The organism is Streptomyces sp. NPDC054872, from assembly GCF_053610705.1.
The window spans coordinates 1-26,968 of sequence record NZ_JBSGYY010000062.1 but is presented as its reverse complement, the minus strand read 5'-3'; the positions used below and the strand labels follow the sequence as shown (position 1 = coordinate 26,968).

Genomic DNA, 26,968 nt, shown 5'->3' with positions numbered 1-26,968 from the left:
GCCTCGGATCAGTCGGTGATGGCTCCGGTGAACTCCGGGAAGTCCAGGTTCGCGGCCTCGCTGCTGCGCTGCACCGTGACGAGGATCTTCTTGCCGTACTTCGTCTCCAGCACGTTGTCGTTGGTCTTCGTCGCGGACACTCCTGGGGCCAGGCGCCCTGCGAGCGGTTCCGCTCCCTTCTCGAACGCGGTCTGCGCGGCCTCGCCGCCCTTCGTGGCGCCCTCGACGATGAGGGAGAGGTCGTCGAGAGCGACGGCGGACTTGCCGGAGTTCGTCAGCTTCAGCCGCACGCGGAAGTCGGTGTTGCCGGGCTCGGCCGACTCCATCAGCTCGGCGTCGTGGCCCGTGAAGACCTTCGCCTCGGTCACGGACACCTTCAGGCCGTCGGGCCAGGTGTAGGACTCGCCGAACGTCAGGCCCGTCGCCTTCTCCTCGGCTCCGTCCGCTTCGGCGCCGGCACCCTCGTCGGAGCAGTGCTTCGTCCAGTCGGCCTGGCTGATGTTCTCGTCCGCGCAGTCGACCTTCTTCGACGCCGCGCCCTTCGAGTCGTTCGCCGGCTTCGAGCCGGCCTTGTCACCGTCCCCGCCATCGCTGCCGCCGCACGCGGTCAGAGCGGCCAGAAGCATGGCGGCAACTGCCGCGGTAGCGCGAACGCGCATATGTCCCCCCAAAGTTGTGCCAGGCGGAACACGGTAGATCACCTACGGTTGAAACGTGGAGTACGTGATCAGGTCGTGACGCGTGTCGCCGTCGCCTCAAGGAGACAGAACGGTTCCGCCCGCGTCAGCGGGGTCACCGACGTGAGGGTCAGGCCGGCCCTGCGGCACAGGTCCTCGAAGTCGGGCCGCGTCCGTTCCCTGCCGCCCACATTGACCATCATGTTGAGGTCGGTGAGATACGTGAGCCCGGCCGTTTCCGCATCGACGACCTCGGGCAGGACCGGCTCCACGATCAGCACGCGCCCCGACGGCGGCAGCACCTCGCGGCAATGGCGCAGGATCGCGACCGCCTGCTCGTCCGACCAGTCGTGCAGGATGCTCTTCATCAGGAAGGCGTCGGCGCCCCCGGGAACCGAGCGGAAGAAGTCCCCGGCCACCAAGGAGCACCGCTTCGTGAGCCCTTGGCGCTCCAGCGTCGCCGGAGCCTGGGCCAGGCCCTCCTCCGTGTCGTAGATGACGCCGTTCAGGGCCGGGTGCTCGCGGAGCACCGCGCTGAGCAGGGTGCCGTCTCCGCCGCCGACGTCGGTCACGGTGGTGAAGCGGCCGAAGTCGTAGGCGTGCGGCAGGACGGCGGCGGTCGCCCTGACGGCCTGGCTCATGGCCGCGTTGAACTCCGCGGACAGGTCGGGGGACTCCTTGAGATGGGCGAAGAAGTCCTTCCCGAAGATCGCGTCGAACGCGACGTCACCGGTCCGGACGCTGTCGTCCAAGTGCTCCCAGGCACGCAGCATCGTCGGCTCGGTGAACATCCGTACGAGCGAGGTGATCGAGTCGGGGCGCCCGGGGTCCAGCGTGGCGCCCGCGGGGGTCACCGAGAACGAGCCCGCGGTGTGTTCGCGCAGCAGCCCCAGGCTCGCCAGGGCGCGCAGCAGCCTGGTCATGGGCTGGGGGCGCGCCCCGGCCTCGGCCGCCACCTCGGCCGCCGACCGCTCCTTGTCGCCGATCAGCTCCATCACCCGCAGCCGGACGGCCGCGCGCACGGTCTGCGCGGCCAGGCTTCCGAACACGAGCTGTGCGACCAGCTCACGGACGTTCTCGGAGTCGTTCGTCGTGGTGTCGTCGTACGCCATCGTTGCTTCCCTTCGACTGCTGCTGAAGCCCCTCGGTCGTGCGCCCTCAGCCTTGCCGAAGCCGGAAGCGGCCGTCTTGGACGAATGTTCCCTGACGCGTGTTCCCGACGGCGGATGTCCGGATGTGACAGAGAACCGTCATTGCGGCCATCGGCCTGCACGGTGAGGATGAGGGCATGCCCACTCCGCACCGTGTCGTCATCGCGGTCTTCCCCGATGTCGACCTCCTCGACGTGACCGGCCCGGCCGAGGTCTTCGCCCTGGCCGGGCGGGAGACCGCGGGCCGCGCCGGCTACCAGGTGCGCCTCGCGGGACCGGTCGCCGGTGAGGTCCGTACGTCGGCGGGGGTGCGGCTGATCGCGGACCTCGGTTTCGACGAGGTCCGCGGACAGGTGGACACCCTCCTGGTGCCGGGCGCGGTCGACATGACCGACAAGGGCCCGGTCGCCCGCATCGACGCGGACGTCGTGGAGTGGGTGAAGGCGACCGCTCCGCAGGCCCGCCGGGTGGCTTCGGTGTGCGTGGGCGCGCACGTGCTCGCCGCGGCCGGACTCCTCGACGGGAAGACGGCGACCACCCACTGGTCGACCGCCGCCCAGCTCGCCGCGGAGCACCCTGCCGTCGTCGTCGACCCGGACCCCATCTTCGTGCGCACCGACCGGGGCCGACTGTGGACCGGGGCCGGTATCAGCGCCTGCCTGGACCTCGCCCTGGCGCTCGTGGCCGAGGACCAGGGCGAGGACGTTGCCCTTTCGGTGGCCCGGCAACTGGTCATGTACCTCAAGCGCCAGGGCGGTCAGAGCCAGTTCTCCGTACCCCTGAGCCGCCCCGCGTCCGCCCGCCGTGACATCGACGAACTGCGGCTGTGGATCGCCGAGCACCTAGACGAGGACCTGTCGGCGGCGGCACTGGCGGCTCGGATGTGCCTGAGCGAACGGCACTTCGCCCGGGTGTTCAAGCAGGAGACGGGCACCAGCCCCGCCGACTACGTGGAAGCCGCCCGCGTCGAGGTGGCGCGCCGCCTCCTGGAGACCACCGACAGACCGCTCGACCAGGTCGCGACCGCCGCCGGGCTCGGCTCGGTGGAGACGCTGCACCGGGCGTTCAACCGGCAGCTCGCCACGACCCCGGCGGCCTACCGCCGCCGCTTCCGCATCCAGCCCGCCTGACCCCGTCACACCCCCCCACACACACACGCAGGCGAGCCCCACGGCTTCGCCATGCCTCGTTCCGCCATGCCTGATTCCTCCATGCCGCACGCCGTGACGCACGGCGAAACACGAAAGGTGCCTCACCTCATGAGCACGCACACGAACCAGCCCTCCACCACCCTGCGGGCCGTGATCGGCCTGGACGACCAGCCGCCCCGGCTGAGCGAATCCGCACTGGTCCTGATCGACTTCCAGAACACCTACCGCACCGGCGTCATGGCACTGGACGGTGCCGAAGAGGCCCTCGCGGCAGGGGCTCGCCTCCTGGAGCGCGCTCGCGCCGCGGGCACCCCGGTCGTCCATGTCCTCAACGACGGCGGCGAAGGCTCCCCCTACGACATCCGTGCCCACATCGGGGCCATCAGCGACGAGGTCGCCCCGGTGGAGGGCGAGGCGGTCGTGGTCAAGCAGTTCCCCAACTCCTTCCACGCCACCGAACTGGAGAAGACGCTGACCGATCTGGGCATCGCCCCGGGGAGCGGCAAGGACCTGGTCCTTGCCGGCTTCATGACCCACATGTGCGTCAACTACACCGCCCAGGGCGCCTTCAACCTCGGCTATCGCCCCACCGTCGTCGCCGAAGCCACCGCCGCCCGCGCGCTCACCGCCCCGGACGGCAGCGTCCTGCCCGCCGTGGCGCTCCAGAGTGCCGCGCTGACCACCATCACCGACCTGTTCGGCACCGTCGTGCCCACCGTCGAGGCGCTCCCCGCCTGAGCGACGGGCCGGTGGGGCACGGGCTGCCACAGGTGGTCCACATCGTGTCGTAGGACACGTCATTACCCGGCGTCGTGCTGGGTAGGGAGTGCATGATCGCCTGGGCTCGCGCCCGGGAAGCAACACCGGAACCACGGAGGTATCCATGTCCTCGAAGCGACGTCGCAAGAAGAAGGCCCGCCGCAAGAACGGCGCGAACCACGGCAGCCGCCCCCAGTCCTGACGACGGGCGCGGCGATCGGGGGCGGCACCATCCGGTGCCGCCCCCGACGCATGTCCTGACCTGACACCTGCCTGCCTGCCCTGCCCCGTCCTGACTGATCTGATCCGGCTGGGGCCCGGCCCGACCGGACCGGTCAGGAATCGAGAAGCGCCGGCCCTCGTGCGGCGCCTAGCGTGCATTCCATGGACGTCACCATTCACGCGAGCTTCCTCCCGCACAACGACCCGGACGCCTCCCTGGCCTTCTACCGCGACTGCCTCGGCTTCGAGGTCCGCCACGACGTCGGATACGACGGGATGCGCTGGATCACCGTCGGCCCCGCGGACCAGCCCGGCACCTCCATCGTCCTGCAGCCCCCGGCCGCCGACCCCGGCATCACCGAGGCCGAGCGCCGCACCATCCACGAGATGATGGCCAAGGGGACCTACGCCGGAATCCTCCTGACCACCGCCGACCTGGAGGGCACCTTCGCGCGGCTGCGGGCCGAGGACGCCGAGATCGTCCAGGAGCCGACCGAGCAGCCCTACGGTGTACGCGACTGCGCCGTCCGCGACCCCGCGGGCAACATGCTCCGCATCCAGGAGCTGCACTGAGGACGGCGGCCCCGCGGTCGCGCGCCCCGATCTGATGCCGCAAGCGGAAGGTCAGCGACCCGTTGCCGCAATCACGCCGACGAAGTAGAACCTGACGTAGCGCTCGACGAAGATCAGATCGAGCCAGGCGACAACGACGGAGACCGCGCGAGCGGCTCCGCCCGACAGATGGAGAAACCATGAGCCCGGCCAAGAGAAAGACCACGCAGTCGCCTGCGCTCCACGCCGCCGACAGCCACGACTTGATCCGGGTGCACGGCGCGCGTGTGAACAACCTCAAGGACGTCAGCATCGAGCTCCCCAAGCGACGCCTGACGGTGTTCACCGGCGTCTCCGGGTCGGGCAAGAGCTCACTGGTGTTCAGCACGATCGCCGCGGAGTCACAGCGGATGATCAACGAGACGTACAGCGCCTTCGTGCAGGGCTTCATGCCGACGCCGGCGCGTCCCGAAGTCGACGTACTCGACGGCCTCACGACCGCGATCATCGTCGACCAGCAGCGGATGGGGGCCGACCCCCGCTCCACGGTCGGCACCGCCACCGACGCCAACGCGATGCTGCGCATCCTCTTCAGCCGGCTCGGCAAGCCGCAGATCGGCCCGCCCAGCGCGTACTCGTTCAACACCGCGTCGGTCAGGGCGAGCGGCGGGATCACCGTCGAACGCGGTTCCGACAAGACCAAGACCGTGAAGGCGACCTTCAACCGCACCGGCGGCATGTGCACGCGCTGCGAGGGCCGGGGCACGGTCTCCGACATCGACCTCACCCAGCTCTACGACGACTCCAAGTCGCTCGCCGAGGGCGCTTTCACCATCCCCGGCTGGAAGTCCGACAGCCAGTGGACCGTGCAGGTCTACGCCCAGTCCGGCTTCGTCGACCCGGACAAGCCGATCCGCAAGTACACCAAGAAGGAACTGCGGGACTTCCTCTACGGGGAGCCGGTCAAGGTCAAGGTCAACGGCGTCAACCTCACCTACGAGGGGCTGATCCCCAAGATCCAGAAGTCGTTCCTGTCCAAGGACAAGGAGGGGATGCAGCCGCACATCCGGGCCTTCGTGGAGCGCGCGGTCACCTTCACCACCTGTCCCGAGTGTGACGGCACCCGGCTCAGCGAGGGGGCCAGGTCCTCGAAGATCAAGAGGATCAGCATCGCCGACGCCTGCGCGATGGAGATCCGCGACCTCGCCGAGTGGGTCCGCGGCCTCAAGGAACCGTCCGTGGCGCCGCTGCTCACCGCGCTGCAGCAGACCCTCGACTCGTTCGTGGAGATCGGCCTCGGCTACCTCTCGCTCGACCGGCCCGCGGGCACGCTGTCGGGCGGCGAGGCACAGCGCGTCAAGATGATCCGCCACCTCGGCTCCTCGCTCACCGACGTCACGTACGTCTTCGACGAGCCGACCATCGGCCTGCACCCCCACGACATCGAGCGGATGAACAAGCTCCTGCTGCGACTGCGGGACAAGGGCAACACGGTGCTGGTCGTCGAGCACAAGCCCGAGGCCATCGCGATCGCCGACCATGTCGTCGACCTCGGGCCCGGTGCCGGCACGGCGGGCGGAGCCGTCTGCTTCGAGGGCACCGTCGACGGGCTGCGGGCCAGCGACACCGTCACCGGCCGCCACCTCGACGACCGGGCCGCGCTCAAGGAGACGGTGCGCAAGCCCGTCGGCACGCTCGAGATCCGCAGTGCCACCCGGCACAACCTCCAGGGCGTCGACGTCGACATTCCGCTCGGGGTGCTGTGCGTGGTCACCGGTGTGGCGGGCTCCGGCAAGAGCTCCCTGATCCATGGCTCCGTCCCCGCGTCCGCGGGGGTGGTCTCGGTCGACCAAACGCCGATCAAGGGCTCGCGGCGCAGCAACCCGGCGACGTACACCGGGCTCCTCGAGCCGATCCGCAAGGCGTTCGCCAAGGCCAACGACGTGAAGCCGGCGTTGTTCAGCGCGAACTCCGAGGGCGCCTGCCCGACCTGCAACGGCGCGGGCGTCATCTACACCGACCTGGGGATCATGGCCAGTGTCGAGACCCCTTGTGAGGACTGCGAGGGGAAGCGGTTCCAGCCCGCGGTCCTCGAGTACACCTTCGGTGGCCGCGACATCAGCGAGGTGCTCGCGATGTCCGTGGCGGAGGCGGAGGAGTTCTTCGGTGAGGGCGAGGCGCGCACCCCGGCCGCGCACAAGATCCTCGAGCGGCTCTCCGACGTGGGGCTCGGCTACCTCAGCCTCGGTCAGCCGCTCACCACACTGTCCGGCGGCGAGCGGCAGCGGCTCAAGCTGGCCACCCACATGGCAGACAAGAGCGGGGTGTACGTCCTCGACGAGCCGACGACCGGTCTGCACCTCGCGGACGTGGAGCAGCTGCTCGGGCTGCTCGACCGCCTCGTCGAGTCGGGGAAGTCGGTCATCGTGATCGAGCACCACCAGGCGGTCATGGCGCACGCCGACTGGATCATCGACCTCGGGCCCGGCGCGGGGCACGACGGCGGCAAGATCGTCTTCGAGGGCACGCCCGCGGATCTCGTCGCGGACCGCTCCACGCTCACCGGCGAACACCTCGCGGCGTACATCGGCTGACCTGCGGGCCGGCCGGCCTCCCCGCGGCCGTCCGGCGGTTTTCGACAAGGAGGGGTGACGGCGGCCGGGCGGAGAGTATGGACCGGGGAGGTACCGCACAGCCGACTCGCACACATCTGTCACTCAAACGTGTGTCGCAGTTTCAAGAGCGACACTGACGCCGAAGGGCGGCGTTGAATGGGTGCGAGCACGAATTCGAGGGCCGCGCCCAGACGATCAGTGGAGTCAGTCACCTGTCTCCGACGCTCCATTAAGCCCGTGGCATGCGCATGCCACGGGCTTAATGCCGGACGCGGTCGAATTCTTGAAGTGCCGGGAGCGGAAAGGATCGTTGGACTGCGCATGAGCGATGCGGGGAACGGGGTCCCTTCGCCGCGGCCGCCCCGTGCCGAGACCAGGACCGGCGGCGGGGAGACTGCTTCGCGATCCCCGATCTATGACGCGCTGGTACGTGAGTGGCAGGCCCAGAACCGCGAGGTGCCGCGTGCGCCCGCCCCGCGCTCACGCTGGGAGCGCGTGGACCCGCAGGACCTCTTCCACCGGGGCTGATCCGCTGTGGTGTCGTTGCCGCCGCGGGCGGGGCGCGGTGAACTGCCGTGCAGTGCAGTGCCGCGTCACGTGAGTGGTGTCGCCGGTTGGGCGTGGGTGCTGAGCCAGCGGCAGATCGCGAGGGCCACGGTGTCGTCGAGCGTGCTCAGTGCGTCGATGGCCTTGGCGTCGTCGGGGTGGGGAGGGATCCCGGCCGTGGTGAGCGTCGCGTGCAGGCTCAGGCGGTGTCGGTCGCGGGGCGTGAGAACGGCCGGGGCGGCCATGTCCAGGCGCTGCGTCGGGTCGGGCGGGGGCAGCAGGAAGTCGGCCTCCGCGTCCCAGTCGACGGTCGGCAGGATGGTGGCGGGTGAAGTCATGGCGGCTTCCTCACGACGTGCGGGCAATGCCTGTGTCGGAGAGGAAGCGGTCGGGCGCCCCATTGGTTGCACCGGGCCCCTGGCGACACCCGAACGCGGTAATCGCCGGGCGCCGAGCCATATGAACTGCTCGCGCGGGCCGTTGGGCGCTCCTGCCGACGGAGTGGACACGAGCCGACGGAGTAGACACAAGCCAACGGAGTACGCGCAGGGGTCCCGGCGCGCCATGCACGCCGGAATCCGTGCGCGGATGCCACTGCCGACTCCTGCCCGGCCACCGGTAAGCTCCCGGCTGCCGACGTGACATGCCGGGCGACCCCGGGCGAGCGTCGCGCCGCGTCCTCGCTCCCGGCTCCAGGGCCCCCGGCTGACCGCCGGAATCACGTCCTGTCAGCGCCCGGAGCGGGCGGCGGCCATTGCCTCCCGCTCCGCTGCACCCACTGCGTCGAGCGTTTCGCCTTCTCTTCCATATGCGGTGCGATATGGGCTTTTGTTTGCTTGTTGCGGTGGAATTACGGTCCGTGGAGCTGCGGCGGAATGAATCATTCCATGCCCATTCGACTAAAGCTTTACTTGTGAGTTAAATCACATCTCGCCAGGCAAATGATCATGATTTTGCATATCCACACGGCTGTAACCCGTGTGACAGGATGCGACGAGTTGGTTGGCTAGCTTTAATTCGGGGAGACGAGCATGCCGACGATGATTGTCATCGGTTACAGGGATGACCTGGACCAAGTTCTCCGGCGCAGGGGACTGGATCCCTGCTATATCGTGCAGGCTCCTTCCGGCGCTCCGAAGGGGCGACGCTCCAAGCGGGTCGCCGACATCGAGAACATTCAGGAAGTATGGCGAGCGGTGGTCTCCGCGCATGTCGATGATGTGGCAGGAGTGCTCACCGTCCATGAAATGGGCGTATTCAGCGCCACCTACTTGCGGCAGCAGCTGAACCTCCCCGGAAACGTCGACTCAAGAGCCGTCCTCAATTTCCGGGACAAATATCTCCAGAAGAGCAAGTTGCCGTCGCACGTCCAGCGGGCGCGCTGTCGGTACGTATCGAAGGACACGTCATTCCTGGAGCTCTCCAGGGAACTGGGCGACGTCTTCGTCATCAAGCCGGCGATCGGAGCCGGTTCGCTGCGTACGAGCGTCGTGCGTTCTCCCGAAGAGTACGCGCGGGCCCTGGAGCTTTTCCCGGGCCAGTCGGACGTCGAGATCGTCGCCGAGTCCTTCATCGACGCCCCCGAGGTCTACATGGACGGCATCTGGAGGAACGGGCGTCTCCAGTGGTCGTCCGTGAGCAGCAACCACATCTCGCCGCTCAGCGCCGTGCAGGGCGGCATCCTGTCCGCGCACATCCTGGACCGCAGGCTGCATCCGGACCTGTTCCGGCAGGCCGAGCGGCTCGCCGGGCACGTGCTGGAAAGCCTCGGCGCACCGGACTGCGTCTTTCACATGGAAGCGTTCGCGCGGGAAGCCGGGCTGACGTTCGGCGAGTGCGCCATCCGGCTTCCGGGGGCGCTGTCCCCGCAGGTCAACCAACTGACATTCGGTGTCGACCTCTTCGACGTGGAAATCAGCCTTGCCCTCGGCGAAGAGCCGGCGCGAATCCCGGACGACCGTGTGCCCGACCGGTTTTACGGATACATCCTCCTGCGCCGCTCCGCCGACGGCACATTGACCCAACAGGATTTCGAGCGGAACTTCTCCTTCGACGAAATCCAATACCCCTTGTCGCCCGACGCGTCGATCGGCCCGTACGGCCGATTCGGCCAGGCGATCGTATCCGACCCGGATGAATTGAAGCTGCAGAAGACGATCGACGAGATCGTGCGCTTCAACGAGGTCGGCGCTTGACGGTATCCGCCCACCCACAGGCGGTCGTCACAAGAAAATTCTGGATCGCGAGAAATTGTGAGCTCGACACCTTCCCCTGGGTGCCGAAACGCGCCGGCCCTGACGCCTGGCCCGAGCCGTATGCCCAGCCACGGTGCTTTTCTCTGATCGGAGGTCGTCATCCCTATGCCGGATCAACGTCACGCTTCGACGCTCCCGCAACTGCTCGAGCGTGCGGCTCGGGACACATCGCGAGGCATCACCTTCATCGGCGGATCATTCCTCTCGTACGCCGAGTTACGGGAGTGTGCCGGCCGGATCGCCCAAGGACTGCGCAATCACGGCACCGCACCGGGCGAACGGGTGCTGATCTCCGCCCACGATCCCGAGAATTTCTTCCGCGCTTTCTGGGGGAGCGTCCTGGCCGGCGTCGTGCCCTGCCCGGTCGCGCCGCCCGCCGATCCCGCCCGGTGGCGTACGCAACTGGAGCACCTGCGCACGCTGTTGGGCGACCCGCTGGTGATCCTCTCCAAGGAGTCCCAGGGCGATCTGCCCGAAGTCGGCCTGCGGGCGGTGACGGTGGAGGAACTGAGCCATGCCGCGGCCGACGACGACCACCTCCACGCGCCCGCCCCGGACGACCTCGCCGTCCTGATGCTCACCTCAGGATCCACCGGATCGAGCAAGGCGGTCAGGCTCACCCACGCCAACCTCCTCGCCGCACAGGCCGGGAAGGCGGGGGCGCTGGACCTGGGGCCCGACGACACCTCGCTGAACTGGATATCGGCCGACCACATCGCCGCGATCGAGGCGAACCTGCTGCCGATGTTCAACGGAGCCGACCAGGTCATGGCGACACCGGCCACGGTGCTCGCGGACCCCGTGGAATTCCTCAGGCTGCTCGCCGCCCACCGGGTGAGAGTGACCTTCACGCCCAACTTCCTGTTCGGGCAGATCAACCAGGCCCTTGCGCAACGCCCCCTCCTACCCGCGGAGTTGGACCTGTCGTGGGTGCGCCACATCATCTCCGGCGGCGAGGCCACCGTGACCGGCACCGTCCGGGCGTTCCTGGACGCGCTCGCGCCCCACGGACTGCGCGAGGACGTGATCGTGCCCGCGTTCGGAATGACCGAGACGTGCGCGGGCAGCGTCTTCAACCGTGAGTTCGCCGCCCGGGACCTGGACACGGAATTCCCTCCGCTGGGCCGTCCCGTGCGAGGCCTGCACATCCGCGTCGTGGACGGCGACGGCACGGTCCTCGCCTCCACCGACCGGCCCACCACGGACGGGTCCGGCGAGGTACAGCTGCGCGGCACGATGGTCACCGACGGCTACCACGGCAACGCCCAGGCCACCGCCCAGGCCTTCACCCCCGACGGCTGGTTCCGCACCGGGGACCTGGGACGCCTCGACTCGGAGGGTCGGCTGACGCTGGTCGGCCGGACGAAGGACTCCGTCATCGTGAACGGCGTCAACTACTACAGCCACGACCTGGAAGCGGTCCTCGACGAGCTGGACGGCGTACGGCGCGGCCAGGTCGCGGCCTTCCCGATCCGGCCCGACGGCGCCGATTCGGAGCAACTCGCCGTCGCGTTCGTCCCCGCGGGCGACCCCGCCGACGACTCGGCCGTGTACCGGGCCCTGGTCGCGATCCGCAGCTCCACCGTGATGCACTGGGGCTTCAGGCCCCAGCTGATCCTGCCCGTCGCCGAGGCCGAGATCCCCCGCGGCAACCTCGGCAAGATCCAGCGTTCGCGGCTGCGGGCGGCCGTCGAGGCAGGAGGCATGGACGCCGCCGCGCGCCGCTCCGACGAGGTCAGCACCCGCTTCCTCGGCGATTACGTGGCGCCGCGGGGCGACGCCGAGATCACTCTGGCCGACATCTACGCCCGCGTCCTGGACACCCAGAAGATCCCGGCGACCGCCGGCTTCTTCGACCTGGGCGGTACCTCGCTCGATGTCCTGCGGCTCAAGCTGGAGATACAGACCGAGTTCGGCATCGACGACGTACCGATGTCCACGCTCCTTCAGGCCCCCAGCGTGCGCGCACTGGCCGGCCGCCTGACCGCCGCACGCGGCGCCGGCGGAGACGGTGCCTACGAACCGCTGGTGCCCTTGCAGGTCACCGGGGACGGCACGCCGCTGTTCTGCGTCCATCCCGGCCTGGGGGAGGTGCTGGTGTTCGTCAACCTCGCCAAGTACTTCACCGGCGAGCGGCCCTTCTACGCGCTGCGGGCCCGCGGATTCGGGCAGGGCGAGAGTCATTTCGCGTCGTTCGACGAGATGGTCACCACCTATGTGGAGGCGATCCGGCGGACCCAGCCGAGCGGGCCGTACGCCGTGGCCGGGTACTCCTACGGCGCGGCCGTCGCCTTCGAGATCGCCAAACGCCTCGAGGCCGACGGTGACGAGGTCAAGTTCGTGGGCGTCTTCAACCTGCCGCCGAGCATCTCCGGCCGCATGAACGAGATCACCTTCACCGACGGCGCGATCAACCTGGCCCTGTTCCTGGAGCTGATCGCCCCCGCCGACATCGAGGGCCTGACCGCCACCCTGCGTCCACTGCCTGAAGCCGAGCAGCTCGCCCACCTCATCGACCACGCGCCCAAGCGGCGCCTGGTCGAACTCGACCTGACCGTAGAGCAGTTCACCACCTGGGTGCACCTGGCGCAGAACATGGTTCACCTGGGCCGCACCTACGAGCCCTCGGGAACGGTCGAAGACGTTCGCGTCTTCTACTGCACCCCGCTCAAGGGCACCAAACAGGAATGGCTGGACGACCAGCTGCGCCACTGGGACGACTTCACCCGTAAGGCCAACCGGTACATCGAGGTCGACGGCGAGCACTACACCCTGATGAGCCCGCAGCACGTACAGACCTTCCAGGCAACCTTGCGGCACGAACTGAGCCACGCGCTCGGCTAAGGACGGACACCAGAATGCGAGGCAAGAAGATTCTCGTCACGGGTGGCACCGGGCAGGTCGCGATGCCTGTCGCCGAGGCTCTCGCGGCGGACAACGAGGTGTGGTGCCTGGGCCGGTTCGGCGACCCGGCCGCCCGCAAGGCCCTGGAGGAGATGGGCGCACACACCTTCACCTGGGACATGGCCGCCGATGAACTGACCGGACTGCCGGGCGACTTCACCCACGTACTGCACTCGGCGGTGCACCGGGGCGACGGCAAGGACTTCGCGGAGACCGCGCGCGTCAACGCCGCGGGCACCGCACGCCTGATGACCCACTGCGCCACCGCCGAGGCGTTCCTGTACGTCTCGTCCGGAGTGGTCTACAACCGGGCCGACAGCACCCACCGCTACCGCGAGTCAGACGCCGTGGGCGGCGCGGTGCCCTGGTTGCCGACGTACCCCGTCGGCAAGCTCGCCGCCGAAGGAGTGGCGCGGGGTCTGGCGGAGGCGCTCGGACTGCCGACGGTGATCGCCCGGCTCAACATCGCCTACGGGCCGTACGGCCACGGCGGTGTCCCCATGATCCTGTTCAGGCAGATGCGCGCCGGACAGCCGTGCGCGGTGCCCCGGCAAGGGCAGAACTACTGCAACCTGCTGCACACCGATGACCTCGTCCGGCAGGTGCCGCTGCTGTGGGGCGCGGCGGGGACGCCCGCTCGGGTGGTGAACTGGGGCGGGGACGAGGAGGTCGGCATGACCGACCTGCTCGAGTACATGTCCGCGCTCACGGGCGTACCGGTCCAGCTCGACCGCAGCGACTACAGCCGCGAGACCGCGATCTTCGACCACGATCTCCGCCGGGGTCTCATCGGCGACTGCTCCGTCGACTGGAAGACCGGTATCGCCCGCACCCTGGCCGAGCTGTTCGAGGAGTACCGCGACCGCGTCGGGGCCCACGTCGGCCGGTCCGCGACGGAGCGAGGAGGGGAACACTGACATGCGCAGGCCCACAGACACGGAGGCGTTGCAGGAGGCGCTCGGTGCCGCCCTCGGAGCCCGCGAACCGGTGGGGGCCCTGTCCCGACTGGTCGGCGGCCAGGGCGCTCTGGGCACCTTGGACCCCCAAGCCCTGGAGCGCCCCACCCTGATCGGCGGTGCGGCCCTCTACCACCCGACAAGCCCCGCTCCCTCCGCCCACGCCGTCGAGGCGCTGGTGCGCCGCGCCGAGGCGCTGGACGTACGGCAGATCCTCGTGCCCAATGTGCGCCGCACCGACGACGCCCGCGCGCTGCGGGCGGCAGGCTTCGTGCCCCTGGCCGCCGATTCCGAGTGCGTCGTGCGACTGACGGGCGACGTGGACGACGTGCTGCGCGCCCGCGTGGGCGGCGGGCGACAGCGCGCCCTGCGCCGCCGCCATGACGCGCTCTCCCGCGGCCTCACCTGGGAGCGGATGCGCTTGAGCGAGCTCGGCGGGGCGCCTTGGGCGCGGGATGCCTTCGTGGAACTGCACCGTCGCTGGGCGGAGCGCACCGCAGGCGGCCACAACCCGTACAACGCGGCGGCCCTCGACGCCCTGGCGGGAGGAGCGCTGGCGGACCGCACGGAGATGCTCGTGCGCCGCAGGGGCGACACCGTCGTCCAGGTCGTACTCACCGCCAGGTCCCACAACGGCCGGGGGCTCTACCACCTGGCGCAAGCCACCGACCCCGATGCCTGTGACGCCGCGCCGAGTGATCTCCACGCCGCGGCCCTGTACGGGCTCTACCTCGACGCCGGACGCGCGGGCCTGCACTGGGTCCATCTCGGCCCGGGGGAGACGGACGTCAAGCGCCGCCTCGGAGCCGACCTGTTCGTCCCCCTTGACCATTGGCTGCGGGCCGAGGGCCGCACGGTCCCGCAGGCCACGGAGGCGGAGCCGGCGCTGTCGCGCTTCGCGGCACCGCCCGTCACGACCGTGCCGGTGCCGGGCCCGGCGCGTGCCCGCCGCCAGCCACGGTTCGACACCATCGACCTGTCGAGCAACACCAACCCGTTCCTGGGCACCGCGGGCCAGTACCCCCATCTCGACACGGCGGAACTCGCCCGCGCCTACCTGGACGCGATCGCGAAGCTGCCGGGCCACGAGGGCACGGAGACCCTGACAGCGGACCATCTGCTGTTCTCCAGCGGTTCGGTCGACGGCGTCATGCTGCTCCTGGCGGCGCTCGCCTCTCCCGGTGAGAGCGTGTGCGTCACACCGCCCACCTTTCCGCTCTACGCCCACTTCGCCCGACTGCTGCGGCTGCCGCTGGTCGAAGTGCCGCTGCGCGGCGACGACTTGTCCGAGCTCGACACGGAGCGGATCCTGGCCGCCGATCCGCGGGTCACCATCCTGTGCGATCCGAACAACCCCGTGGGGACCAGGCTCGACCCGGAGCGGGTGCGGGCTCTCGTCACCGGCACGCGAGGCCTCGTCGTGATCGACGAGGCGTATGTCGAGTTCAGCGAGAAGCCCTCGTACGCCGGTCTCGTTGCCGAGCACGACAACCTCATCGTGCTCAGAACGCTCTCCAAGGCCTGGGGGCTCGCCGGCGCGCGGTGCGGGATCGCCCTTGCGCAACCCGGGATCATCGAGGCGCTGCGGCGGGTGCAGGTGCCCTTCGGGTTCACCGACGCGTCGCAGGCCGCCGTGCGGGACCGGCTGACCCGCACCCGCCGGGTGCTCGCCAGCATCCGGCACATCCGGGCCGAGCGTGACCGGATGGCCGGGATGCTGGCCGAACACCCCGCGGTGGAGCGGGTGTTCCCCTCGGAGGCCAACTTCCTGCTGGTGCGGCTGCACAAGCACGAGCGCGTCATGGAGCAGTTGCGCCAGGCGGGAATCGTGGTCGCCGACGTCGGTTTCCTCATCCCCGCCACCTGCCGCGTCTCCATCGGCAACCGGCGCGCGAACGACGCCCTGCTCACCGCGCTCTCCGCCGCACTGTGAGCGGGATCAGGCGTCGGCGGCGCCATCCGCCAACGGCAGTGGCTTGTTGGCCCCGTCTTTCATCTCGACGACCAGAAACGACAGAACAGAGTCGCCGATGTTTTTCAGGTCGTGGAGGTGATGACGCTCTTCGGCAAAGCTGAAATACCGGGTCGCCCCGCGACGATAGGAGATCTCCCGGCTGCTGCCGTCGCTCGCGTGCTGGCGGGCCAGGCCATCGGTGAGAGCTGTCCACGCATAGTCGAGTACGTGCCGGTGAACAGGAATGCGTTCTCCGGGCTGGAGATGTGTTTCCCATATGCGCGCCGATTCGGTCTCTTTCACCAGGGTCTGACCCACGTGGCCGTTCTGGGAGTTGGTCTCGAATTCCTTGTGCAGCGGAGGGCTCCAGCGGTCGAAGCCTTCCGCGACGACTGTGCTGGTCAGAGGGGTTGGAGAAGAATCGTTGCCCACGAATGGATCCTTTCGGTCACGGGTGTTCGGCCCCAGGTTATGACCGCTCGAATTGCAGTGGCAAGGTGTTCCGACAAGGAGGATGAAAGCCCGTGATCGTGCTCGGTTACAACGGATTCACCAGGGGTGCGGAACTCTTCGGACGTCTCTACGGGGCGACCGGTGCCGCCCGTAATCTTCTGGTGGGTCACGATGCGGCGGCTGCCCTGACCATCGACGGCGAAGTGGTCGCCGCCGTCGAGGAGGAACGGCTGAGCCGGGTCAAGAAGACCTCCGATTTCCCGGCCGACGCGATCAGATGGTGCCTGGACTCCGCCGGTGTCGAACTCGACCAGGTCGACGTCGTCGCTTTCCCCTGGCGCTTCTCGCCGACCGTGGCGGAGGAGATGATCGCGGGGATATGCGACTCCGACCTGCCGGTCGCGGCGAAGTTCGACTCACTGCGGCGCACGGGCGAGCTCTACACCGGGATGCTCAGCCGCGAGGCGGTGTACGACGACTTCGTCCGGCGCACCGGCCACGCGCTGGACCCCAACAAGCTCACCCTGGTGCCCCATCACCTGGCCCACCTCATGTGCGGCGCCTACCTGGCCGGCGGGGGCGACGCCGCCTTCCTGGTGAGCGACGGCCGGGCCGAGACCCTCTCCGCGGTCATGGGCGAGCTGCGCGACGGCGTGGTCCGCCTCTTCGACGAGGGCACCGTCGGCATGGCCAGCTCGCTCGGTGTGGCCTACGGAAGGATCACCCGCTACCTGGGATTCGTGCCCAACAACGACGAGTACAAGGTCATGGGCCTGGCCGCCTATGGCCCATCGCCCCAGCACAACCCCCTGCTCGAACACGTCGTGCGCCTGCACGAGGACGGCTCGTACACCCTCTCCGTCCCCGCGGACGTCGGGGCGTACCACGCGCTGTTCGACGAGCTGTTCGGCGGCGACAGCGAGAAGCGCGAGGAGTTCGACTTCCGGGTCAAGGTCGCCGGGTTCGCCCAGCACATGGTCGAGGCCGTCACCGCCCATCAGCTGCGGAAACTGACCGCCCTCTCCAGCCTTGACACCCTGCTCTTCGAGGGCGGCCTCGCGCTCAACTGCGTGGCCAACACGAAGATGCTTCAGCGGTCCTCGTTCACCGGCATGGAGGTCAGCTTCGGGGCCAGCGACCCGGGCGTCGCCATCGGCGCGGCCGTCTACGCCGCCGGTCTCAGGAACCGGCCCGCTGACGCGGTCACCACGCCCTATCTGGGGCCCTCGTACGAGGAACGGCAGATCCTCGACGTGCTGGGGGAGTACGCCGACCGCGTGGAGTGGCAGGAGGAGCCCGATGTCTCCGCCGCCGCCGAGAGGACGGCGGGCCTGCTGGCCGGGAAGAACGTCGTGGGCTGGTTTCAGGGCCGGGCCGAGTTCGGGCCGCGCGCCCTGGGCAACCGCAGCATCCTCGCCAACCCGGCCTTCCCCGACATCAAGGACATCATCAACCTCCGGGTCAAACACCGGGAGCCCTTCCGCCCGTTCGCGCCGGTCGTCCTCGCGTCGGAGGCACCCCGCGTCTTCGACATGGGCAAGAAGACCTCGTCCCCGTACATGACGTTCGTCTTCCCGGTGCGCGAGGAGTACCAGGAGCGCATCCCCGGCGCCTGCCACGTGGACGGCACGGCGCGCGTCCAGACGGTCGACGACCGGCAGAATCCCGCGCTCGCACGGCTGTTGCGCGCCTTCACGGCCAAGACGGACGTGCCCTGCCTGCTCAACACCTCGTTCAACGTGGCCGGAGAGCCCATCGTCTGCTCGCCGCGGGACGCGCTGGAGTGTTTCCTCGCCACCGAGATCGACCACCTGGTCATCGACCGGTTCGTGGTCACCAAGAAGGCCCGCTGAGCCGCCGGGCGTCGCTCACGCCCTCTCGTACCAGCCCAGCGCCCCGCCCCCCTCGGAAGGGTCGAACGACTGGTGCAGGGCCACCAGCGCGGCCACCACACGCGGGTCCAGGTCCTGGCCGAGCACCCGGTACTCGTCGGCGATACCCCGGAAGACGAGCCGCGCCCGGCGGGACGCGTCACGCCAGATGATCCGGCGCGGGGCACCGAAGCCGCCGTCGCCCTCACCCAGCAGCGAGGTGATGCCCCACACCAGGGCGAGCGGCAGGCCGACGGGCCACCACAGGACCCACCACACCAGGCGCCCCCGATAACCCCGGAGCGCGGGCCCCGCGACGGGCTCGACGGTCCACCGGGTGCGGCCGAGACGCAGCAGGGGGCGGCGTCGGAAGGTGATCCTGGCGAGCGGGGCACCGGCGGCGTCGTCGACGCGGTAGGCCGCGGGGCGCCCGCTCGCACGGGAGTCGAGCGGCTGCTCGGTGGTCACCCGCACGACCGGCGCCCGGCCGTCGGGAACGATGTGGAAGGAACGCAGCGAGCGGCGGGGGTCACGCTCGGGCCCGGCGGGGTCACGGCAGAGGCGGCCGAACGCGTCGTCGGCGCCGTGCCGTTCACCGCCGCCCCAGTTGACGACGGCCGGCGGATCTGTCGCGTACACCACCCGGAAGGTCACTCGGTTCTGGGGCACGCGCTGTCTCTCCCGTTCTGCGGCGGTCCTGTGGCGGCCATGATCTCAGAGGGAATGACACGCCCCGCTTCCGAGCAGGGGGTCGCGTACAACCCTTGTGCCCCATCCGGTGTCGAACAGGGCGCCGGACAAGGAACGGGCCCTTTCCGGACACCCTCGCGCCTGCCCGGCCACTTTCCTTCTCAGGAGCCGCTCGTGCGCAAGAACCGTTCGGCCGCCCTCGCCGCGGCCTCATTCCTCCTTCTCAGCGGAGCGGGCATCGTCGCCGCCCCCTCCGCCGTCGCCGGCACCCCCGGGGGTACGCACGCCGACGACCGCAACAGTGACTTCAACGGCGATGGATACGAGGACGTGCTGGTCGGAGCCCCGGGGGCGACGGTGAGCGGCCAGAAGGGCGCCGGTCTCGTCACCGCCCAGTACGGCTCCTCCAGGGGCATGAACACCACCTCCGTCGACCGGTTCAGCCAGTCGACGGCCGGTGTCGCGGGCGCCGCCGAGGCGGCCGACGGCTTCGGTACGGCCGTCGCCACCGGTGACCTGGACGCCGACGGCTTCGACGACGCGGTCGTCGGCATCCCCGGCGAGGACATCGGCGACACGGCGGACGCGGGTGGGGCCGCGATCCTGTGGGGCTCGAAGGACGGCCTCAGCGGTGCCGCCAGCGACTGGCTGGAGACCCAGGAGCCCACCAAGGGCGAGCAGTTCGGCCTGAGCCTCGCCGCCGCGCACCACACCGACGAGACGCCGGGCGACATCCTCGCCGTACTGGACCGCGACGACCTGGAGCTCTTCGCGTACGACGCCGCGCCGCAGGCCGACGGGCGGGCCCCGCTGCGACACCAGGAGACCAAGCGGCTCTCCGCGGCGGCCGAGGAGCGCGACATCACGCCGAAGTCGCTCACCACCGGCGACTACGACGACAACGGCTACGCGGATCTCGTCGTGTCCGGCGTGACCGTGGGCGACGAGCCGGGGCACGGCTGGTCCGCGTACTTCTCGGGCAACGCCGACGGCCTCAAGTACGAGCACGACCTGCGCGGCGGACCCGTCGCCGCGTCCGGCGACATCAACCACGACGGCTTCGACGACCTGGTGACCGGCGAGCCCAACTCCCCGGACGACGGGGGCGAGACGCAGACCGGCGGCCTGGTCGGCGTCCGCTACGGCGATGCGGGCGGCCTCAAGGACGAGGCCAAGTGGTGGACGCAGGACAGCGCGGACGTACCCGGCGTCGCCGAGCGCGGCGACGGCTGGGGCGCCGACCTGTCCGTGGCGGACACGAACGGCGACGGATACGCGGACGTCGCCATCGGCGCCCCCGGCGAGGACATCGGCACGGTCGCGGACGCCGGGGCGGCCTGGGTGCTGCGTGGCTCCGAGTTCGGCCTGACGGGGGCCGGTGCCAAGTCGTGGGACCAGAACTCCGCGGACATCCCCGGTGAGGCCGAGAAGGGCGACAAGTGGGGCGCCCAGGTGCGTCTGACGGACCCGAACCGCGACGGCCGCTTCGGTCTCCTGGCCGCCGCACCCCGCGAGAACGCCGGTGACGGCATCGTGTGGGTCCTGAACGCGGGGTCGGGCGGCGTCACCGCGTCCGGGTCGTGGACCTACGGCGCGGAGTCGCTGGGCGCGCCGGGCACGGGCGCGGCGTTCGGCGCGGCGATCGACGAGTAGGCCGACGGGCCCGTGAGGGCCTTCGGACAGGCCATCCGAACGCGGCCGTGAGCGGCCTACGTATGATCACGGCCATGTGCTCACGACCGCGTTCGGAGGCTGAACAGGCATGACGGAAAGCCGAGTTGTCGTCGTCACGGGCGGTGGGACGGGCATCGGTGCCGCCACCGCCCGGCAGCTGCGCGCGGCCGGTCACCGTGTCGTCGTCTCCGGACGGCGCCCCGAGCCGCTGCGCCGTGTCGCCGAGGAGACCGGTGCGCTGGCCCACCCCGCGGACACGGGCGATCCCGCGGAGGTCGCCGGTCTCGTCGACGCGGCCGTCGAGGCCTACGGCCGCATCGACGGGCTCGTGCTCAACGCCGGGGTGGGGCGCAGCGGGGCGGTCGGCGACCTGTCCGACGAGGACTGGGAAGCCGTGCTGCGCACCAACCTGACGGGTCCCTTCCTGCTGATGCGGGCCGCGCTTCCTCACCTCCTCGAGGCGCGCGGCTCGGTCGTCGCGGTGGCCTCGGTCGCCGCGTTGCGCAACGGCGTGGCCAACGCCGCGTACGCCACGTCGAAGGCGGCGCTGCTCCAGCTGTGCCGCTCCCTCGCTGTCGACTACGGCAAGGCCGGTCTGCGCGCCAACACCGTGTGCCCCAGCTGGGTGCGCACCGAGATGGCCGACCGGCGCATGACCCGGTTCGCCGAGGAGGCCGGCCTCGGGGACGGCGGGGCCGACGCGGCGTACGACGAAGCGACGCGGCTCGTCCCGGCGGGCCGGCCGGGGGAGCCGGAGGAGGTCGCCGAGGCGATCTCCTGGCTGCTCTCGCCCGCCGCCTCCTTCGTCAACGGCGCGTCCCTGACCGTCGACGGCGGGGTGACCGCGGTGGACCCCGGAACCTCCGCCTTCGACTTCAGTATCACGCCGAGGGCCTAGGAGCCGGATCGGGGCGGCGGGCTCAAGGGTCAGGGCTCAAGGGGCAGGGCTCAAGGGGCAGGGCTCAAGGGTCAGCCGAAGCGTTCCACGCGGAGCTGGGCGGGTGGGAACGGCGAGAAGGAGGTCGTGCCCACCGACCAGTGGCCGCCGTCCGTGCCGGGGATGGGGGCGATGGCCTGGGGCAGATAGGTGGACGGCGTCTCCGGTCCGCGTTCGCTGAGCCAGGCCGCTCCGTCCCAGCGCAGGTAGTGGGCGCGCTTCTGGTCCCAGAAGTCCCAGCCGCAGATCCGGTCCGGCTGCCCTGTGGCGTCCCCCGCGATGCCGCTCAACAGGCCGACGGTGAAGGGCGCCTGGACGTTGGTCCACTGGGCGCCGTCCCAGTGCTGCAGCGTGACACCGGGCGGTTTGCCGGGCGGCCCGCCCACGCCGTACGCGAAGCCGGTGAGCCAGATGTCGTCGTGCGCGACCGGGAGCAGTCCCGTCACCGAGGCACGGATGCCGAGCGTGCGGGGCACCACCGTCCAGGCGCCGTCCCAGCGGGCGATGATGTCGCCGTGGACCCACACCTCACCGCCGGGCGTTACATGGACGCCGGTCGGCGTGGGCGCGGCCTCGTCCGGCAGCGGCCGGCACCAGCGCCACGTCGTGCCGTCACCTCGCAGCAGGCCGGCGCGGTCACCGTGCCGCCCCGACACCCAGAACCGGCCGCCGGAGGCAGCGGTGACATCGGTCAGCCGTGTCCCCGGTTCGCCCCGCCCGGGAAAGTCCTTCTCGCGCCAGGTGGTGCCGTCCCACGCCAGGAGCTGGTCGTGCCCGGCGGTGTCGGTGCCGATGGCCCAGGCGGTGCGGTCCGTCGACGTGCCGTCCGGTGAGGCGGCGACCGCGCGCAGTCCGCCTCTGTACGTCAGGTGGGAGAGGTCGGTCCGTGACCAGTCGGAGCCGTTCCAGCTGAGGGCGAGCGGGGTGCCGAGCGTGCCTCCGTTGCGACCCTGCTCGCCCACGGCCCAGGCGAGTCCGGGGCCCGCGGCGGCGACCGCGAGCAGGTGGGCGGCCTCCTGTGCGGCCGGTGCGGCGACCTGCTGCCAGGCTGCTGCCACAGCTCCGGGTCGTGCGGTGGCAGCACCGGATAACGGGACGGGGAGGGTCAACCCCGCGCCGGTGATGGCCAGACCGCGGGCAAAGACTCGTCTTCGCATGAAGGGAACCCTTCTTGAGGCCTTGTGGGAGGCAACACCCTGAACCGGGCGTGGTGAGCCGACAATGCACGGGAGTGCGTAATTCCCGTTGGGATCAGAGGGGTTGGCGGGACGGGACGCGCAGGTTCGGTGGCATCATCCTCGTGGGCGGGGCGGTGGTGCTGTCAGTGGTCGGGCTCGTGGTCTGGGTGACCCACATGCTGCGCAAGCGGCGCCGACTCGGCCCGGGCACATCCAAGAGGGGGAGACACGACACATGACATCGAGCACCTTCCGTATCGGCGGTGAGATCCCTGTCCGCCGCATCGGATTCGGGGCGATGCGCCTGGCGACCGAGGCCGGAGCGGCCAGGGAGGCTTCCATCGCGGTGGCCCGGCGGGCCGTGGAGCTGGGCATCACGCTGATCGACACGGCGTTCATGTACGGGTGGGGCGCCAACGAGGAACTCCTGGTCGAAGCGCTGCATCCGTACCCGGACGACCTGCTCATCGCGACCAAGGTCGCGATCGAGCGCCCGGGCCCCGGCGAGGAGGCGCGGACCAACGGACGGCCGGAGTTCCTCCGTGAGCAGGTCGAGCAGGCCCTACGCCGACTGCGCGTGGAGCGGATCGGGCTCCTGCAGATGCACCGCCTCGACCCGAAGGTGCCGCTCGCCGATCAGCTCGGCACGCTGCGGGAGTTCCAACTCGACGGCAGGATCGGTCACATCGGCCTGTCGGAGGTCACCGCCGACGAGCTGCACGAGGCACGGCAGATCGTGGACGTGGCGAGCGTGCAGAACCGCTACAGCGTGCTGGACCGGGAGCACGAAGCCGTGCTGGACGCCTGTGACGCGGCGGGGATCGCTTTCCTGCCCTGGCGGCCGGTCCACCCGGCGGCCTCGACCGGGGCGGCCGAGATCGCGGCGGTCGCGGCCGAACTCGACGCCACCGCGGCGCAGGTGGCGCTGGCCTGGCTGCTCGACCGCTCGCCGGTCGTGCTGCCGATTCCCGGCACCGCCTCGCTCGACCATCTGGCGGAGAACGTCGCCGCGGCCGGTCTCCGGTTGAGCGCGGAGCAGCGGGAGCGCCTCGACCGGATCACGCCTCCGGCACAGGGCTGAGCCGGGCCGGCCGCGTCACGGGGCGGGCCGGTCGATCCGGTAGAGGTGGTGGGCGCGGTCGTCGAGGGGGTTGTCGGGTTCCAGCGACACCTCGGCGATCCGCCGCAGGCCCGCCTTCTCCAGGGCACGCCAGGACGCGTGATTGCCCACGTGCACGGGGACGAGCACCGCGGTGGCCTCGGGGTGATCGCTCCAGGTGGCCTCGACGATCGCCCGGATCATGAGCGTACCGAGACCCCTGCCGACGTACGAGGGCTCCCCGATCAGGTAGTCGATGGACATCGCGCCCTCGGGGACCTCCGCCTGCCCGGCCAACTCGTCCCCGTACTCGGGATAGTCGGCGAAGCGGCAGCGCTGGACGAGACCGAAAGGCTCGCCGTCCAGCAGCATGAGCAGGTCCTCCGACGGCTCCTCGCCACGCGCCGCCGGGCCGAAGCCGCGCGCCACCGCCTCGGGCGACGTCTCGTGGTTCCACCAGCGTGCGACGAACGGCTGCGCCAGCCACCGCCGCAGCAGGGGGAAGTCCGGTTCGTCGAGCCGACGCCAGCTGATCATCCGCTTGCCCCCACCGTCCGCCTAGTGCGTTGCGCCTTGTGCTCGATTGTCCACCGCGCCGGCCTCAACCTCCGTACGTGGCCTCGGAGTCGTCGAGCACCGCGGCGAAGTCCGCGGCGAACCGGGCCGCTTCCGGAACCTCAAGGGCGGCTGTGGTGATCCGTACGGCGGTGGGCGCGGCGATGCGGAAGCGTGAGCCCGCGGCCACCCACCACCCGTGTGAGCGCAGGCCGTTGACCACTGCGGACTCGTCCCGCACGGGCACCCACACGTTCATCCCGCTCGCACCGCGCGCCGCGATCCCGTGCCGCGCGAGCTCCGCGATCAGCGCCTCGCGCCGCTCGGTATAGGTCTGTTCGGCCCGCCCGACAAGGCTGCGCGCGGCGGGATCGGGCATCGTGCGCTCGACCGTCTCCTGCAGCAGATGGCTGACCCACCCCGAAGTGAGCAGCATCTGACCCTCGTGCCGGGCCAGCGTCGTCGCGTCGCACGCGAGTGCCGCCCACCGCAGGTCGACGCTCAGATGCTTGGACACGGTCCGCACCTGGGCCCAACGCGCGAGACCGCCGGAAGCCAGCGCGTACGACGGGGCGCCCGCGACCTCCGCGTTGTGGTCGTCCTCGATGACCAGGACGTCCGGGAAGCCGCCGAGTGCTTCGAGCAGGGCGTCGCGTCGCGCCTCCGAGAAGCAGCCGCCCACCGGGTTCTGCCCCCGCGGGCTGCACACCACCGCCCGGGCCCCGGCCCGCAGCGCGAGGGTCAACGCGTCCGGCCGGATCCCCTCGTCGTCCACCGCGACCGGCACCATGCGCAGCCCCAACGCCGGTACCAGATCGAGGAGATGGTGGAAGCCCGGGTCCTCGACGGCCACCGCGTCACCCGGCATCAGCTCCGTGGAGAGCAGCCGTGCCATGCAGTCCAGTGCCCCGTGCGCGAAGGTCACCCGGTCGTCGGGGATCCCGTCGCGGGCGAACCACTCGCGGGACAGCTCCTCGAGTCGCGTACGGCGCGGCGAGCCGCGGTGCGAACCGAGGACGGGGGCCACACGCTCGGGCGGCAGCAGCACCGGCATCAGTGCCGGGTCCGGATGGCCGCCCGCCAGATCGCGCACCCCGTGCGGCACTCTCGGGGGCCGGCGCGTGCCGACCGCGGGCGCCGCCGCGACCGCCGTTCCGCCACGTCCGCGCGTCACCACGATTCCGCGCCGCCGGAGCTCCTTGTACGCCGTCGCCACCGTGCCCGCGCTGACCCCGAGGTCATCGGCCAGTTTCCGTACCGGAGGCAGGGCGTCGCCGGGGCCCAAACCGCCTTCGGCCACGGCCTGTTCGACCGACGAGGTAATGCCCTTGGCGGTCGTGCCCTTGATCGCATATTGTGCTGCCACGTAAGTAAGTATGTATCAGTACAAAAGTCGGAGTCAAGTGGGAAGCCAAGGGGGAGTGGTGAGGATCAGCCGTGGCCGGGCCGCGCTGTACGCACGCATACCAGGGGGTCTCGACGGCCGCCGCATGCTCTGGATCGCCCTGATCAACAAGGCGGGAACCGGGCTGTGGATGGGGGCGGCCGCCCTCTACTTCACCCTGGTCACCGGGCTCTCCGTCGCCGAGGTCGGTGTGCTCATGGGGGTCTCGGGCGCCGTCGGTATCGCGGGCGCGCCGCTCGCGGGTCACCTCGCCGACCGGTTCCCCGTCACCCGCGTCCTCATCGGCGCCCAACTTCAGCAGGCGATCGCCCTGTTAGCGTTGCTGACGACGGACAACTTCTCCCTGCTCCTGCTGTACTCGTCCGTGAACAGCCTGGCCGACCGCGGGGCCAACGTCCTCACCAAGCTGTACGCCGCCCGCATCGCGGGCCCCGATCGCACCAAGTACCAAGCCGTGCAGCGCACCGTGTCCAACGCGGGCTGGGCCATCGGTGGCCTTGCCGGTGCGCTCGCCCTCGCCGTCGGCACGGACCACGCCTACCAGGCACTGCTCGTCGGCAACGTGCTCAGCTTCCTCGTCGCCGCCTTGCTCACCCTGCGCTGCGCGGAACCGCCCTCGCCCTCCCGGGTGGTCACCGACTCCACGGCGTCCGCGCTTCCCGCCCCGCCGTCGAACCCATGGCGCGACCGCCCCTATCTGCTGTTCACCGCCACCGAGGCGGCACTCTTCCTCGACGACGCGGTGCTCCAGGTCGGCATGCCCCTGTGGATCGTGCACGCCACGGATGCCCCGCACGGCCTCGCGCCGCTGCTCATGGTCCTCAACTGCGTGCTCGTCGTCTGCTGTCAGGTCCCGCTGTCCCGCTTCGGGAGCACGCCGGACGCGGCCCGCGCGCTCCTCGTGCCTCTGGCCGCCTGCTTCGTCGTCGGCTGTGCCGCAATGACCGCGTCGGTGGCGGGCGGCACGTGGCTGGCCGTCACCGCCCTGGTGGCAGCAGCGATCGCCTTCACCTTCGCGGAGATACTGCACGCCATCGCGTCCTGGGAGCTCTCCATCGCGCTCGCCCCCGATGACGCCCAAGGTGCCTACCTCGGTGTGCACGGGCTTTCGTCGTCGGCCCAGCGCAGCGGCGGACCCCTCCTTGTCACAGCCGTGATCGCCGCGGGCCCTCTTGCCTGGCCGCTGCTCGGCGCCGGTGTGATCGCGACGGTCGCGGCGCAGAGTCGCCTCGTACGCAGGAGACTGGGCTGTGCGAGCGTTTCGGTGGATGCGCCCGGCGCGGTCGGTGACCGCGGTCAGCGGCTCACGTCGTGACCCGTCGCCGCGTACGCAGACGCCCCGCCCGCCACGGTCGCGTGGCGGG

Annotated in this window: 23 protein-coding genes; 15 read left to right on the top strand and 8 right to left on the bottom strand. The window is 70.3% G+C overall.

Annotation, left to right across the window (positions count from 1 at the left end; all coding sequences use genetic code 11):
* Nucleotides 1-8 precede the first annotated feature (8 nt).
* Complete coding sequence (locus tag ACWGIH_RS41665; protein ID WP_453451904.1) at nucleotides 9-626, bottom strand: hypothetical protein; 618 nt, start codon at nucleotides 624-626, stop codon at nucleotides 9-11.
* 101 nt (nucleotides 627-727) lie between these two features.
* The gene (locus ACWGIH_RS41660; protein ID WP_453451905.1) at nucleotides 728-1,789 is read right to left on the bottom strand and encodes a methyltransferase; all 1,062 of its coding nucleotides are present in this window, start codon (nucleotides 1,787-1,789) and stop codon (nucleotides 728-730) included.
* 176 nt (nucleotides 1,790-1,965) lie between these two features.
* Here ACWGIH_RS41660 and ACWGIH_RS41655 point away from each other — a divergent pair, with 176 nt between their 5' ends.
* The 6 genes from ACWGIH_RS41655 (at nucleotide 1,966) to ACWGIH_RS41630 (ending at nucleotide 7,655) form a co-directional block, all read left to right on the top strand.
* Nucleotides 1,966-2,958: a GlxA family transcriptional regulator gene (locus ACWGIH_RS41655; RefSeq protein ID WP_453451906.1), complete on the top strand. Its 993-nt coding sequence runs from the start codon at nucleotides 1,966-1,968 to the stop codon at nucleotides 2,956-2,958.
* A gap of 129 nt (nucleotides 2,959-3,087) precedes the next feature.
* Entirely contained in the window at nucleotides 3,088-3,717 is a 630-nt protein-coding gene (locus tag ACWGIH_RS41650; RefSeq protein WP_453451907.1) for a cysteine hydrolase family protein, read from the top strand.
* A gap of 145 nt (nucleotides 3,718-3,862) precedes the next feature.
* Nucleotides 3,863-3,940 carry a 50S ribosomal protein bL37 gene (locus ACWGIH_RS41645; RefSeq protein WP_370443954.1) on the top strand — a complete coding sequence of 26 codons (78 nt, stop codon included), beginning with the start codon at nucleotides 3,863-3,865 and terminating at the stop codon, nucleotides 3,938-3,940.
* A 182-nt stretch (nucleotides 3,941-4,122) separates the two neighbouring features.
* Nucleotides 4,123-4,533 (top strand): VOC family protein, encoded by a 411-nt coding sequence (locus ACWGIH_RS41640; RefSeq protein WP_453451908.1) that lies wholly within the window; start codon nucleotides 4,123-4,125, stop codon nucleotides 4,531-4,533.
* A gap of 179 nt (nucleotides 4,534-4,712) precedes the next feature.
* Complete coding sequence (locus ACWGIH_RS41635) at nucleotides 4,713-7,106, top strand: ATP-binding cassette domain-containing protein (protein ID WP_453451909.1); 2,394 nt, start codon at nucleotides 4,713-4,715, stop codon at nucleotides 7,104-7,106.
* 342 nt (nucleotides 7,107-7,448) lie between these two features.
* On the top strand, nucleotides 7,449-7,655 hold the full coding sequence (locus tag ACWGIH_RS41630; protein WP_453451910.1) for a hypothetical protein: 207 nt from the start codon (nucleotides 7,449-7,451) through the stop codon (nucleotides 7,653-7,655).
* 65 nt (nucleotides 7,656-7,720) lie between these two features.
* Here the strand turns inward: ACWGIH_RS41630 and ACWGIH_RS41625 are convergent, their stop codons facing one another.
* Nucleotides 7,721-8,011: a hypothetical protein gene (locus ACWGIH_RS41625; protein ID WP_453451911.1), complete on the bottom strand. Its 291-nt coding sequence runs from the start codon at nucleotides 8,009-8,011 to the stop codon at nucleotides 7,721-7,723.
* A gap of 693 nt (nucleotides 8,012-8,704) precedes the next feature.
* Between ACWGIH_RS41625 and ACWGIH_RS41620 the strand changes: the two genes are divergently transcribed.
* From ACWGIH_RS41620 to ACWGIH_RS41605, 4 genes are all read left to right on the top strand, one after another.
* On the top strand, nucleotides 8,705-9,868 hold the full coding sequence (locus ACWGIH_RS41620) for an ATP-grasp domain-containing protein (protein ID WP_453451912.1): 1,164 nt from the start codon (nucleotides 8,705-8,707) through the stop codon (nucleotides 9,866-9,868).
* Between the two features lie 165 nt (nucleotides 9,869-10,033).
* Nucleotides 10,034-12,772, top strand: a complete 2,739-nt coding sequence (locus ACWGIH_RS41615; protein WP_453451913.1) for an alpha/beta fold hydrolase — start codon at nucleotides 10,034-10,036, stop codon at nucleotides 12,770-12,772.
* Nucleotides 12,773-12,786: 14 nt separating this feature from the next.
* Nucleotides 12,787-13,749 carry an NAD-dependent epimerase/dehydratase family protein gene (locus tag ACWGIH_RS41610; RefSeq protein WP_453451914.1) on the top strand — a complete coding sequence of 321 codons (963 nt, stop codon included), beginning with the start codon at nucleotides 12,787-12,789 and terminating at the stop codon, nucleotides 13,747-13,749.
* Between the two features lies 1 nt (nucleotide 13,750).
* A complete protein-coding gene (locus ACWGIH_RS41605; protein ID WP_453451915.1) occupies nucleotides 13,751-15,721 on the top strand; it encodes an aminotransferase class I/II-fold pyridoxal phosphate-dependent enzyme in 1,971 nt (656 codons plus the stop codon).
* Between the two features lie 6 nt (nucleotides 15,722-15,727).
* On the opposite strand, the gene ACWGIH_RS41600 is transcribed toward ACWGIH_RS41605, so the two are convergent.
* Nucleotides 15,728-16,174, bottom strand: a complete 447-nt coding sequence (locus ACWGIH_RS41600; RefSeq protein ID WP_453451916.1) for a hypothetical protein — start codon at nucleotides 16,172-16,174, stop codon at nucleotides 15,728-15,730.
* 92 nt (nucleotides 16,175-16,266) lie between these two features.
* On the opposite strand from ACWGIH_RS41600, the gene ACWGIH_RS41595 reads away from it, so the two are divergent.
* Entirely contained in the window at nucleotides 16,267-18,048 is a 1,782-nt protein-coding gene (locus ACWGIH_RS41595) for a carbamoyltransferase family protein (protein ID WP_453451917.1), read from the top strand.
* Nucleotides 18,049-18,063: 15 nt separating this feature from the next.
* Here the strand turns inward: ACWGIH_RS41595 and ACWGIH_RS41590 are convergent, their stop codons facing one another.
* Complete coding sequence (locus tag ACWGIH_RS41590; protein WP_453451918.1) at nucleotides 18,064-18,735, bottom strand: hypothetical protein; 672 nt, start codon at nucleotides 18,733-18,735, stop codon at nucleotides 18,064-18,066.
* A 195-nt stretch (nucleotides 18,736-18,930) separates the two neighbouring features.
* Between ACWGIH_RS41590 and ACWGIH_RS41585 the strand changes: the two genes are divergently transcribed.
* Together ACWGIH_RS41585 and ACWGIH_RS41580 are read left to right on the top strand one after the other, a co-directional pair.
* Complete coding sequence (locus ACWGIH_RS41585) at nucleotides 18,931-20,409, top strand: esterase (protein WP_453451919.1); 1,479 nt, start codon at nucleotides 18,931-18,933, stop codon at nucleotides 20,407-20,409.
* A gap of 109 nt (nucleotides 20,410-20,518) precedes the next feature.
* Complete coding sequence (locus tag ACWGIH_RS41580; RefSeq protein ID WP_453451920.1) at nucleotides 20,519-21,328, top strand: SDR family NAD(P)-dependent oxidoreductase; 810 nt, start codon at nucleotides 20,519-20,521, stop codon at nucleotides 21,326-21,328.
* Nucleotides 21,329-21,399: 71 nt separating this feature from the next.
* On the opposite strand, the gene ACWGIH_RS41575 is transcribed toward ACWGIH_RS41580, so the two are convergent.
* Nucleotides 21,400-22,425 (bottom strand): hypothetical protein, encoded by a 1,026-nt coding sequence (locus ACWGIH_RS41575; RefSeq protein ID WP_453451921.1) that lies wholly within the window; start codon nucleotides 22,423-22,425, stop codon nucleotides 21,400-21,402.
* A gap of 355 nt (nucleotides 22,426-22,780) precedes the next feature.
* On the opposite strand from ACWGIH_RS41575, the gene ACWGIH_RS41570 reads away from it, so the two are divergent.
* Nucleotides 22,781-23,626, top strand: coding sequence for an aldo/keto reductase (locus ACWGIH_RS41570; RefSeq protein ID WP_453451922.1), 846 nt, complete (start codon nucleotides 22,781-22,783; stop codon nucleotides 23,624-23,626).
* 15 nt (nucleotides 23,627-23,641) lie between these two features.
* Here the strand turns inward: ACWGIH_RS41570 and ACWGIH_RS41565 are convergent, their stop codons facing one another.
* Both ACWGIH_RS41565 and ACWGIH_RS41560 read right to left on the bottom strand, forming a co-directional pair.
* Entirely contained in the window at nucleotides 23,642-24,181 is a 540-nt protein-coding gene (locus ACWGIH_RS41565; RefSeq protein ID WP_453451923.1) for a GNAT family N-acetyltransferase, read from the bottom strand.
* Between the two features lie 64 nt (nucleotides 24,182-24,245).
* The gene (locus ACWGIH_RS41560; protein WP_453451924.1) at nucleotides 24,246-25,565 is read right to left on the bottom strand and encodes an aminotransferase class I/II-fold pyridoxal phosphate-dependent enzyme; all 1,320 of its coding nucleotides are present in this window, start codon (nucleotides 25,563-25,565) and stop codon (nucleotides 24,246-24,248) included.
* A gap of 58 nt (nucleotides 25,566-25,623) precedes the next feature.
* On the opposite strand from ACWGIH_RS41560, the gene ACWGIH_RS41555 reads away from it, so the two are divergent.
* The gene (locus tag ACWGIH_RS41555) at nucleotides 25,624-26,919 is read left to right on the top strand and encodes an MFS transporter (protein ID WP_453451925.1); all 1,296 of its coding nucleotides are present in this window, start codon (nucleotides 25,624-25,626) and stop codon (nucleotides 26,917-26,919) included.
* The last annotated feature ends 49 nt before the right edge of the window (nucleotides 26,920-26,968 follow it).

Bases quoted from the DNA above. Each gene is read 5' to 3' on its own strand.
- ACWGIH_RS41665 (WP_453451904.1), bottom strand. From the start codon at position 626: ATGCTTCTGGCCGCTCTGACCGCGTGCGGCGGCAGCGATGGCGGGGAC.
- ACWGIH_RS41660 (WP_453451905.1), bottom strand. From the start codon at position 1,789: ATGGCGTACGACGACACCACGACGAACGACTCCGAGAACGTCCGTGAG.
- ACWGIH_RS41655 (WP_453451906.1), top strand. From the start codon at position 1,966: ATGCCCACTCCGCACCGTGTCGTCATCGCGGTCTTCCCCGATGTCGAC.
- ACWGIH_RS41650 (WP_453451907.1), top strand. From the start codon at position 3,088: ATGAGCACGCACACGAACCAGCCCTCCACCACCCTGCGGGCCGTGATC.
- ACWGIH_RS41645 (WP_370443954.1), top strand. From the start codon at position 3,863: ATGTCCTCGAAGCGACGTCGCAAGAAGAAGGCCCGCCGCAAGAACGGC.
- ACWGIH_RS41640 (WP_453451908.1), top strand. From the start codon at position 4,123: ATGGACGTCACCATTCACGCGAGCTTCCTCCCGCACAACGACCCGGAC.
- ACWGIH_RS41635 (WP_453451909.1), top strand. From the start codon at position 4,713: ATGAGCCCGGCCAAGAGAAAGACCACGCAGTCGCCTGCGCTCCACGCC.
- ACWGIH_RS41630 (WP_453451910.1), top strand. From the start codon at position 7,449: ATGAGCGATGCGGGGAACGGGGTCCCTTCGCCGCGGCCGCCCCGTGCC.
- ACWGIH_RS41625 (WP_453451911.1), bottom strand. From the start codon at position 8,011: ATGACTTCACCCGCCACCATCCTGCCGACCGTCGACTGGGACGCGGAG.
- ACWGIH_RS41620 (WP_453451912.1), top strand. From the start codon at position 8,705: ATGCCGACGATGATTGTCATCGGTTACAGGGATGACCTGGACCAAGTT.
- ACWGIH_RS41615 (WP_453451913.1), top strand. From the start codon at position 10,034: ATGCCGGATCAACGTCACGCTTCGACGCTCCCGCAACTGCTCGAGCGT.
- ACWGIH_RS41610 (WP_453451914.1), top strand. From the start codon at position 12,787: ATGCGAGGCAAGAAGATTCTCGTCACGGGTGGCACCGGGCAGGTCGCG.
- ACWGIH_RS41605 (WP_453451915.1), top strand. From the start codon at position 13,751: ATGCGCAGGCCCACAGACACGGAGGCGTTGCAGGAGGCGCTCGGTGCC.
- ACWGIH_RS41580 (WP_453451920.1), top strand. From the start codon at position 20,519: ATGACGGAAAGCCGAGTTGTCGTCGTCACGGGCGGTGGGACGGGCATC.
- ACWGIH_RS41570 (WP_453451922.1), top strand. From the start codon at position 22,781: ATGACATCGAGCACCTTCCGTATCGGCGGTGAGATCCCTGTCCGCCGC.
- ACWGIH_RS41565 (WP_453451923.1), bottom strand. From the start codon at position 24,181: ATGATCAGCTGGCGTCGGCTCGACGAACCGGACTTCCCCCTGCTGCGG.